At 59.6% G+C, this 9,144-nt stretch carries 7 protein-coding genes; 6 read left to right on the top strand and 1 reads right to left on the bottom strand.

Translation table 11 applies throughout. The features are described 5' to 3' along the window. The first annotated feature begins 147 nt into the window (after positions 1-147). The 6 genes from NW820_RS07280 (at position 148) to NW820_RS07255 (ending at position 7,973) form a co-directional block, all read left to right on the top strand. A complete protein-coding gene (locus tag NW820_RS07280; protein WP_011432760.1) occupies positions 148-1,167 on the top strand; it encodes an HD-GYP domain-containing protein in 1,020 nt (339 codons plus the stop codon). 44 nt (positions 1,168-1,211) lie between these two features. Beyond that, complete coding sequence (locus NW820_RS07275; protein ID WP_011432759.1) at positions 1,212-1,502, top strand: YlxR family protein; 291 nt, start codon at positions 1,212-1,214, stop codon at positions 1,500-1,502. 396 nt (positions 1,503-1,898) lie between these two features. Continuing rightward, positions 1,899-5,063 (top strand): translation initiation factor IF-2, encoded by a 3,165-nt coding sequence (infB, locus tag NW820_RS07270; protein ID WP_414407101.1) that lies wholly within the window; start codon positions 1,899-1,901, stop codon positions 5,061-5,063. A 126-nt stretch (positions 5,064-5,189) separates the two neighbouring features. Continuing rightward, positions 5,190-7,019, top strand: a complete 1,830-nt coding sequence (locus NW820_RS07265) for a proline--tRNA ligase (protein ID WP_414407100.1) — start codon at positions 5,190-5,192, stop codon at positions 7,017-7,019. A 21-nt stretch (positions 7,020-7,040) separates the two neighbouring features. Then, positions 7,041-7,658, top strand: a complete 618-nt coding sequence (locus NW820_RS07260) for a hypothetical protein (protein WP_414407099.1) — start codon at positions 7,041-7,043, stop codon at positions 7,656-7,658. Between the two features lie 27 nt (positions 7,659-7,685). After that, positions 7,686-7,973: a hypothetical protein gene (locus tag NW820_RS07255; protein WP_414407098.1), complete on the top strand. Its 288-nt coding sequence runs from the start codon at positions 7,686-7,688 to the stop codon at positions 7,971-7,973. Positions 7,974-8,055: 82 nt separating this feature from the next. Here the strand turns inward: NW820_RS07255 and NW820_RS07250 are convergent, their stop codons facing one another. Next, a complete protein-coding gene (locus tag NW820_RS07250; protein WP_238376920.1) occupies positions 8,056-9,105 on the bottom strand; it encodes a hypothetical protein in 1,050 nt (349 codons plus the stop codon). Positions 9,106-9,144: the final 39 nt, after the last annotated feature.

Genomic DNA, 9,144 nt, shown 5'->3' with positions numbered 1-9,144 from the left:
AGAAAACCCTTCCCTTTCCCGGAGCAGCTCAGTGTAAAGCCTGATGCTCTTTTTTCTCTGATGGGATTACCGTAGAGGTGTTGCTACTGGGATCCTGCAGTGACCAGCTTTTCCTGTGCCCAACTCGCCAAACTCGAGATGCCCAAGATGCCCGTGACAGTTGGGATCCCTGTCACACCTTCTGCGGATGAGGCGGATGAGACAGAGATCGGTCATCTTTTGATCGTCGATGATCAGCCCAACAGCCGCCTGCTGCTGGGGGATCTGCTGCAGAGCATTGGCTATCGGGTCAGCGAGGCCGAAAGCGGCAATCAAGCCCTGCAAATGTTGAAAACCTTCCAGCCGGATCTGATCTTGCTGGATGTCATGATGCCGGGGTTAGATGGGTTCGAGGTCTGTCGACGCATCAAAGCGAATGATGAGACACGCTTGATCCCGGTGGTATTGGTTACAGCGGCCAGCGATCACAAAAATCGCGTGCGCGGTATTGAAGCTGGGGCAGATGATTTCTTGAGCAAGCCCTTTGACGAGTCGGAATTGTTGGCGCGGGTGCGTTCCCTCGTTCGCCAAAAGCACCTCAATGAAGACTTGGATCATGCTGCTCAGGTTCTGTTCGCCATTGCCCGCAGTGTGGAAAGCCGGGATCCCACCACCGGGGATCACTGTGAGCGCCTGGCACAAATGGCCAAGAGCTTCGGCGAGTTTTTGCATCTGCCCCGTCCCCTGATCAAGGTGCTGATGTGGGGAGGTTACCTGCACGACATCGGCAAAGTGGGCATACCCGATGCCATTTTGGGTAAAACAGGCAAGCATACGCCGGAAGAGTGGGAGGTGATGAAATCCCATGTCTTGATCGGGGAGCAAATCTGCCGCCCACTGCGCACCATGAAAGAGGTGTTGCCCCTCATCCGCCACCACCACGAGCGTTGGGATGGCAGCGGTTATCCCGACGGCCTCAAGGGGGAAGAGATCCCCCTGGTGGCCCGCATCTTTCAGATCATCGACATCTACGACGCCCTCACCTCAGAGCGACCTTACAAGCGAGCGTTCACCGTTCAAGAGGCCATAAGCATCTTGCGGGAAGAAACAGACAGGGGTTGGCGGGATCCCCAGTTGGTGGAGTATTTCTTTGAGTTTCTGCGATCGCGGGCGCTGGATTTGGAGTAGGCTAGATAGGGCTTGCTTGTAGTGTACCAGCAGGATAGAGTCTCTTGCCGGGTGCCGATCCGCTGCGTCGTTGTGTAGGGTGTCGCCAGTTGTTTCCTCGCTCACAACTGTGGCGGCTGGTCAGACAATTTGATTCCCACCAAGTGCTTTTGGGCGGGGGTATGGGGCGCTCTGCCTATGTCTGTCGGCGGCTGGAATGTCTGCAAGCAGCCCGGCGCAAGCAACAGATAAACCGAGCCCTCAAGGCACCTGTGCCTGACTCGTTGTTCCAACGGCTGCTGGATTCTCTTGAGCAAGATTCCCAGGGACATCTCCTCCAAAAGCCTGAGCCTTAGAGGTATTCCCAATGTAGGTAAGATATTCAAAGCGCCTCTTCAGGTTCGCTAAGTTGCGAACCACACGGCAGCCCCTCTCAACTGTCAGAATGGGAGTTGGCTGGAAAACTGAGGCCAAGTGGGATGAACTGCAGAGAGGTTATTCTGGAGGCGCTGTTGACATTTGCTCGTTCTTCCTCGGTTGCTTTACTGGATGTCCCCTGTGGATGTTGCCAGAGCAGCTTCAGACCTGAGTTCCCTTCAGGCCGGATCCCCGGAGGATTGCCGAGCTGTTCTCGATGCGCCGGAGGAAGCCCCCGCAAGCCCGAAAGGTTCGGCTCAACCCAATAACTTGGTTCCCATTGAGTTTGGATAGTAAAACTGACGAGAAGTAAAGGAGCAGAGGCTAGCAGACGAATGACCGATAAAGTTCGAATTTATGATATTGCCCGTGAGATGGGGCGTGACAGTCGGGATGTGCTGGAGGTTTGTGAGCAACTGGGGATCCCTTTCAAAACCCACAGCAGCACCATTTCTCCGGAGCAAGCTGAGTTGGTGCGCAGCAAGCTGGGCGCCCCCCACATTGTGAAACCTCCTCGACCCCGGCCCAAACCCCCATCTGAAAGCCTGCCGCCGGAGCCTCCTGCTGAAGCCAAAGTCGGTGAGCGCCCTCAGCAGAAAGCGCCCGGCACCGCCAGCGCGATCGTCGGCATTCGTCGGCCCGCGCCTGCTCAGCAGCCAGCTCCAGTTGGCGAAGCCAAGACTGCTGAAACTCTGCCGGCTGCCAAGCCCTCGCTGTCTCGACCTGAGCGAGTCTCCCCCGAAAAGGGATCGGCTGGTGGTGCTCAGCTCATAGGCCCACCGCGGCGGCAGGTTACCCCTCTTGTCCGCTCGTCTGAGGCCACCCAAAAGCCGGAGACTGTTTCTCAACCGGCAACCCCTCCCACTCCCTCTGAGTCTGCCGCGGCCAAAGCCAGCGGCTCGGAGCCCAGTCCTGTGGCCAAGCGCCCAATCGTACTCTCGCCCCCTCAACGAGCTACCTCCGGGACAAAACCGCCGGCAGAGCGGCCTGAACCGCCGCAAAAAGCTCCCGAGCCCAGTCGCCCCAGCCCCTCAGAAGCACCATCCCCCAGCCACGCCCGCGTTCCTCAGCCTGCGGAAGAAAAAGCTCCTTCTCCTCCACCTGCGCAGCGCCCCCGTCCACAACTGGTGAGCGCACCCGTTCGCCCTGGCACGCGCTCCCCGGCAACCAAAGAAGACAGTGTCAGCAGCAGCAAAGTCGGTGAAGCTCCTCGTCCGCAGCGGCGGATGGAATTGGTGGGGCCCCCTACCCGTCCTGTGGCCAAGCCGGCTCCCCCTGACCCAGATGCTGCCTCTCCCTTGCCAGAAAGAATCCCTGGGGAACGTCCCAGCCCAGTGTTGGCGGAGGCTCCCGTAAGACCTACCCCACCCAAGGTCAAGCGCAAAACGGAAGAAGAAGAGGACGACGAGCTACAAGCTCTCAGTCGGCGGGCTGCCCGCGTCCAAGCCAAACGCAAACGCAGTCGGAGACGGGGGGAAGGAGATGGAGATGGTTTGGATTTGGATCCCATGACCATCATTTCAGCGGTCAAGCAGGCTGAGCTGAACGCCCTCAAGCCCTTGGCTCGCCCCACCGCCAAGCCTCCTTCCTATCGCCCACCCGCGGCAACGGCTGCTCCCCCTGCCCGTCCCCGCCCTGCTGCCCGTTTGCAGCAGCAACCTACCTCCGCTGAGGCTGGTGCTGCCGATCGCGCTAGCGGGACAGAGCCCTTGCCCGAAGAGAAGGTGTTGCTCTTGGATGGCAGCCTCACCGTTCAGGAATTGGCCCATCGCCTGCGCGTGGCCGAAACTGAGATCATCAAAACCCTCTTTTTCAAGGGGGTGATGGTGACCATCAACCAGGTCTTGGATGAGTCGCTGGCCGAGTCGGTGGCCAAAGAGTTGGGCTACGAGATTCGCCGGCCCAAGGCAGAACCCGAGGCTAAAAAAACCGAAATGCTGGACGTGGAGGACATCGACCATCTGGTCTCGCGTCCGCCGGTGGTAACCATCATGGGCCACGTGGACCACGGCAAAACCACCCTCCTCGATGCCATCCGCGACACCAAAGTGGCGCAGGGAGAGGCTGGCGGGATCACCCAGCGCATCGGTGCCTACCATGTGGATGTGAACTTTGAAGGCCAGAAGCGGCGCATTGTTTTCCTGGATACTCCCGGCCACCAGGCTTTTACCGCCATGCGTGCCCGAGGAGCCCGCGTTACCGACATTGCGGTTTTGGTGGTGGCCGCCGACGATGGGGTACAACCGCAAACTCTGGAAGCGATCAGCCATGCGCGGGCGGCTCAGGTGCCGATCATCGTGGCCATCAACAAGATCGACAAGCCCGGCAGCCAGCCAGAGCGCATCAAGCAGCAGTTGGCGGAGCACGGCCTATTGCCAGAGGAGTGGGGTGGCGACACGCCCATGGTGGAGGTGAGCGCTCTCACCCGCCGTAACCTGGATGCTCTGCTGGAGATGATCCTATTGGTGGCCGATGTGGCGGAGCTGCAGGCCAACCCCAATCGTCCCGCTCGCGGCACGGTGATCGAGGCCCACTTGGACAAAGCCCGCGGGCCAGTGGCCACTTTGTTGGTGCAAAACGGCACCCTGCGGGTGGGGGATACCCTGGTGGCCGGCGCAGTGCTGGGCCGGGTCAAAGCGATGATGGACGACCGCGGCCAGCGGTTGCAGGAAGCTGGGCCGTCTTCGGCGGTACAACTGCTGGGCTTGGATGAAGTCCCGGCAGCCGGGGATGAGTTTCAGGTTTACACCGACGAAAAAGAGGCCCGTCGCATTGCCCAAGAGCGGGCGGAGGTGCTGCGGCAAACCCGTCTACAACAGGCGCTGCTGTCTCGTCGCGTGAGCTTGGGTAGCGTTTCCGCCAAAGCCCAAGAAGGTCAGCTCAAGGAGTTGAACTTGATCATCAAGACGGATGTCCAGGGATCCGCCGAGGCCATTCAGACAGCGCTGCGGGATTTGCCCCAAGAGGAAGTCCAGTTGCGGGTTCTGCTGGCGGCTCCTGGCGAGATCACGGAAACCGACGTGGATTTGGCTGCGGCCAGCGACGCCATCATCCTCGGCTTCAACACTACCCTGGCCCCCGGCGCCCGCCAGGCTGCCGATGACAAGGGCGTGGATGTGCGGGAGTACGACATCATCTACAACCTGCTGGACGATCTGCGGGCGGCCATGGAGGGCCTGCTGGAGCCGGAAGAAGTAGAGGAGCCGCTGGGCCAAGCGGAAGTGCGCCTGGTGATCCCCATCGGGCGCGGTGCGGTTGCCGGCAGCTATGTGCTCTCGGGCAAGGTGCAGCGCAATGCTCTGGTGCGAGTTCGTCGCAAAGGGGAGGTGGTTTACGAAGGTCGTCTCGACTCTCTGAAGCGCTTCAAGGACGACGTGCGGGAGGTGGCTGCGGGCTTCGAGTGTGGGATCGGCATCGACAAGTTCCAATCCTGGCAGGAAGGCGACATCATCGAGGTGTACCAGATGGTCACCAAGCGGCGGACGCTGGCCTCTGTCTAGCTTCATCAAGGCACTTCAGGTTGGCCTGCCGGTCAGGCCTGTGTTCTCGGGCAGAGGATCCCAGACAGGGAGGGAAAATTTGAGCTGATCGCGTAAGCGGGACGGAGTCCTCAGAGGGGGGAATGGATGCAACAGAGCCAGAGACTGAGCCAGATGCTGTTTGTCACGCTGCGGGAGGATCCCGTTGAGGCCGAGCTGCCCAGCCACAAATTGCTGCTGCGGGGCTGCTTTATCCGGCGGCTCTCCCCAGGGATCTACACCTATCTGCCGCTCCTCTGGCGGGTGCTGCAAAAGATCTCGGAGATTGTCCGGGAGGAGATGAACGCCATCGGCGCTCAGGAGTGTCTTTTGCCCCAGCTGCAGCCGGCAGAGATCTGGCGGGAGTCGGGCCGCTGGGAGGTGTACACCCAGGCGGAAGGGATCATGTTTGCCCTTAAGGATCGCCAGGGACGTGAGCAGGCCCTAGGCCCCACCCATGAGGAGGTGATCACCTTGCTGGCCCGGGATCTCATCCGCTCCTATCGCCAGTTGCCGCAGACGCTCTACCAGATCCAGACCAAGTTCCGGGATGAGATTCGACCCCGCTTTGGCCTGATGCGAGGGCGGGAGTTCATCATGAAAGACGCCTACTCCTTCCATGCCAACGAGGAAAGCCTGCGCCAGACCTACCAGGATATGTACCGAGCCTATAGCCGCATCCTCAGGCGCTGTGGGCTGGAGTTTCGCGTGGTGGATGCCGATGCGGGGGCAATCGGGGGTCCATCGGCGGCCTCGCAGGAGTTTATGGTGCTGGCCTCTGCCGGAGAAGATGAGATTCTCTACACGCCCGATGGCTCCTATGCTGCCAATGTGGAGAAGGCCGTCTCCATCCCGCCGCCAGCGGCAGAGTCTCCCTACACCGCCTTCCAGGTTCTGGATACGCCGGGAACCGAAACCATCGAGAAGCTGGCCGCTTTCCTAAAAATCTCCTCTACCCTGATCGTTAAAAACGTCCTCTACCAAGCCCTCTACGACAACGGCCTGCGGGTGGCAGTGCTACTGAGCATCCGTGGGGATCAAGAAGTCAATGAGGTCAAACTGGCCAACCACCTCAGCCGCCTGGCAGAGCGCTACCAAGCCAGCAAATTGCTCAAGCTCGCCTTGGCCGATGCCGAGATCCAAAACAGTTGGCAGGGGGATCCCATCCCGGTGGGCTACATTGCCCCCGACTTGCCGGATAGCTGTCTGGGCCGGCAAAAAAACCTTGCCCCCCAGATCCTGCGCTTGGCCGACCAGACGGCAGCCCTGCTGCAGAACTTCGTAACCGGCGGCAACCAGGTGGGGCAGCACGTGGTGGGGGCCAACTGGGGCGAGCAATATCCCCTGCCGGAAGTGGTGGATGTGCGCAAAGCGCAAGCGGGGGATCGGTGTTTGCTCAACCCCGACCAGATCCTGGAAACGGCCCGTGGCATCGAGATCGGCCATATCTTTCAGCTAGGCCTCAAGTTCTCGCTGCCGATGCGGGCCACCTTTACCGACGAACAGGGATCCGAGCAGCCCCTCTGGATGGGCTGTTATGGCATTGGGGTATCCCGCTTGGCCCAGGCGGCGGTGGAACAGTCCCACGATGCCAATGGCATCATCTGGCCCGTGGCCATTGCCCCCTATCACGTAGTGGTGGTGGTGCCCAACATCTCCGACGCCGAGCAGATGAGCGTGGCGGAAAAACTGGTGCAAGATCTCGCTGCTGCCGGCATCGAGACCCTCTGGGATGACCGGGACGAGCGGGCCGGGGTGAAATTCAAAGATGCGGATCTGATCGGGATCCCCTATCGCCTCACCACGGGGCGCAGCCTCAAACAGGGCAAGGTGGAACTCAGCGAGCGGGCCAGCGGCCAAGCCACGGAAATTCCCATTGAAGAAGTGGTGACCACCCTGAAAGAGCGGATTGAAGCAGCCCTAGCTGTGCCAGACTGAGCGTGGTTTCTCCTGAACTCCATGCTGAACATCTCCATTCTTAAAGAAGACGAATCCTATACTTTTCGCTCTTATTTTGAGATGCCCTACGAGCCAGATGAAATCTTGGCTCAGTTCGGCTATCAACTGGAAATTGGGGAGTGGACATGGCCTGTTGCCCCTGCGCCGCCGCAAACCCCAGTTTTGAAAGATCGGATCCGACAATTGTTACCTTTGGTTAGCCTCACCAGCGAAACAGCGCGGCGGGAATTGCTGGTGGCTCCTGTGCTGACCGAAGTGGCTCTCCATTGTCGAGTTCCTTTGCGGCTGGAGTATCCCCTGATGGTCAACAATTGGTTGAAGGGCAGCCTCGATTATCTGTTGCGAGGGAAGAACATCCTGCTGGTGGTTGAAGCCAAAAAGGACGATCTAACGCGAGCCTTTGTGCAAATGGCTGTAGAAATGATTGCCCTGGCGCAGGTGGAGCAGCAGGCTCAGATCTACGGTGCAGTGACGATGGGGTCTATCTGGCAGTTCGGACAAATTCTTGCCGATCAGCAGGTGATCAAACAAGACTTAACGCTGTATCGGGTACCTGAGGAGCTAGAAACCATTGCCGGCATTCTCACTGCCATGGTCAGCAGCCCTAGCCAATCGTGAATTAAAAGCGTGAATTAAAAGTAAGTCATGGATCGAAAAACAGTCTGGTTTGCCCTAAAATTGATGCTGGCTGCTGCCGGGATCAGCACAGCCATCAAGTATGGTGGCCCTTACTTGGCCTTGCCGGAGCAAATGCCAGTGGTGGTCGGGATGATCGTTTTGCCCACCCTGATCGTGGCCGGGCTCCTGTGGCGCTGGCAAATGCAGTCTCCTCTATCCAAAACTCCCCTACAAGCCGGCAAGGGATCCCTGGGAATTGAAGATGATAGAGCCTTCACCCCCAGCCCTTCTCCCAGGGGAGAGAGGGAAGTCTGAACTGCTGGACATGCCAGGATTTCCAGATCCCCTGATGGGTGGGGGGAAGTCTATCGGGATGGGCTGGGATCCCTTGAACCCCTTACTGCTGGGTAAGGCGCAGGGTTACCGTTGGGCTGGTTTGGTTGCCGGAAGTGGCCGTGAGATTCACCTGATACACCGTGCCAGAGGCCGGAATGGGAGGCCGAACGGTGATGGTGAAACGGCCCTGGGCATCTGCCTGCACCGTTTGGTTGGTCACGGTCTGTTGGGCGCTGATGATGCCCCCCAGAGAGGTCGAAGCCGTTACATTCACCCGCACCGAAGCATTGGGAGCTGTAGTGCCCTGCAGCGTAAACGAAGAGCCGGAAACCCGATCCCCATCCTGCAGGTTGGTGATCTGAGGCAAGAGGGGGCTGGGGGCGCTGACCGTGGCGGAAACCTCTTGGGTGGTCAGCCGCTGGATGCCCCCGGTGGCCCCTTCGATCAGGCGGGCCGGTTGTTCGGCGGTCATGAAGCGCACTTGGCCACCATTTTCCAGGCGGGCGACGACGATCCCTTCCCGGGTGGTATCTTTCGCCTCGATTAGGGCGTTCACTACATAGGTGCCGCTGGAAACTTCCTGAGCCGGCAAGGTTTGCACTTGCCGTCCATCCTGGATGAGGTAAACCGTTACCCGGCTGGAAGGAGTGCCTTTGACGGTAACCAGCAGGATTTCCCCGGCTGCCAAAGGGCGACTGCCGGCATTGTGATCCACCAGGTCGATGGAAGCGCGGACAGGGCTACCCACGGTGAAGCTCCAAGTCACGCGGCGGGTCACCCCCTGGGTATTGGTGAACTCCAGCAAGACTTCCCGACGCCCCGGCGGCAGAGGTTGGGCAGGGCGATAGGTGAAGAAATCTCGGGTGATCACCGACTGGGAAGTGACGTCTTGGCCATCCAGGAAAACCCTCACCGTTTCCGGACGCACGCTGACTCCATCTTGGCTGCGGAAAGAAGCCGAGATTGGGGAGGTAGGTTCAACATTGGTGGCCGCTTGAGCTGGGCTGGGATCCGTAATTTGCTGAGCCCTTGCAGGCAAGCTCGACAACCCCACAACCGCAGCACCGATCACCAAGGCCCGGGGAAACCAGGAATACAAGTTATCGCTCATGAGACCATCCGCAAGAAAAAATATAGAGTACAGGCGGAC

Origin of the sequence: Synechococcus sp. R55.7 (assembly GCF_047461955.1) — a bacterium.
Lineage (GTDB): Bacteria > Cyanobacteriota > Cyanobacteriia > Thermostichales > Thermostichaceae > Thermostichus.
This window is presented reverse-complemented; position numbering and strand designations above follow the sequence as displayed.

Excerpts from the sequence above, each read along its gene's own strand:
- NW820_RS07265 (WP_414407100.1), top strand. The coding sequence starts at position 5,190 with ATGCAACAGAGCCAGAGACTGAGCCAGATGCTGTTTGTCACGCTGCGG.
- NW820_RS07260 (WP_414407099.1), top strand. The coding sequence starts at position 7,041 with ATGCTGAACATCTCCATTCTTAAAGAAGACGAATCCTATACTTTTCGC.
- NW820_RS07280 (WP_011432760.1), top strand. The coding sequence starts at position 148 with ATGCCCGTGACAGTTGGGATCCCTGTCACACCTTCTGCGGATGAGGCG.
- infB (WP_414407101.1), top strand. The coding sequence starts at position 1,899 with ATGACCGATAAAGTTCGAATTTATGATATTGCCCGTGAGATGGGGCGT.
- NW820_RS07250 (WP_238376920.1), bottom strand. The coding sequence starts at position 9,105 with ATGAGCGATAACTTGTATTCCTGGTTTCCCCGGGCCTTGGTGATCGGT.
- NW820_RS07255 (WP_414407098.1), top strand. The coding sequence starts at position 7,686 with ATGGATCGAAAAACAGTCTGGTTTGCCCTAAAATTGATGCTGGCTGCT.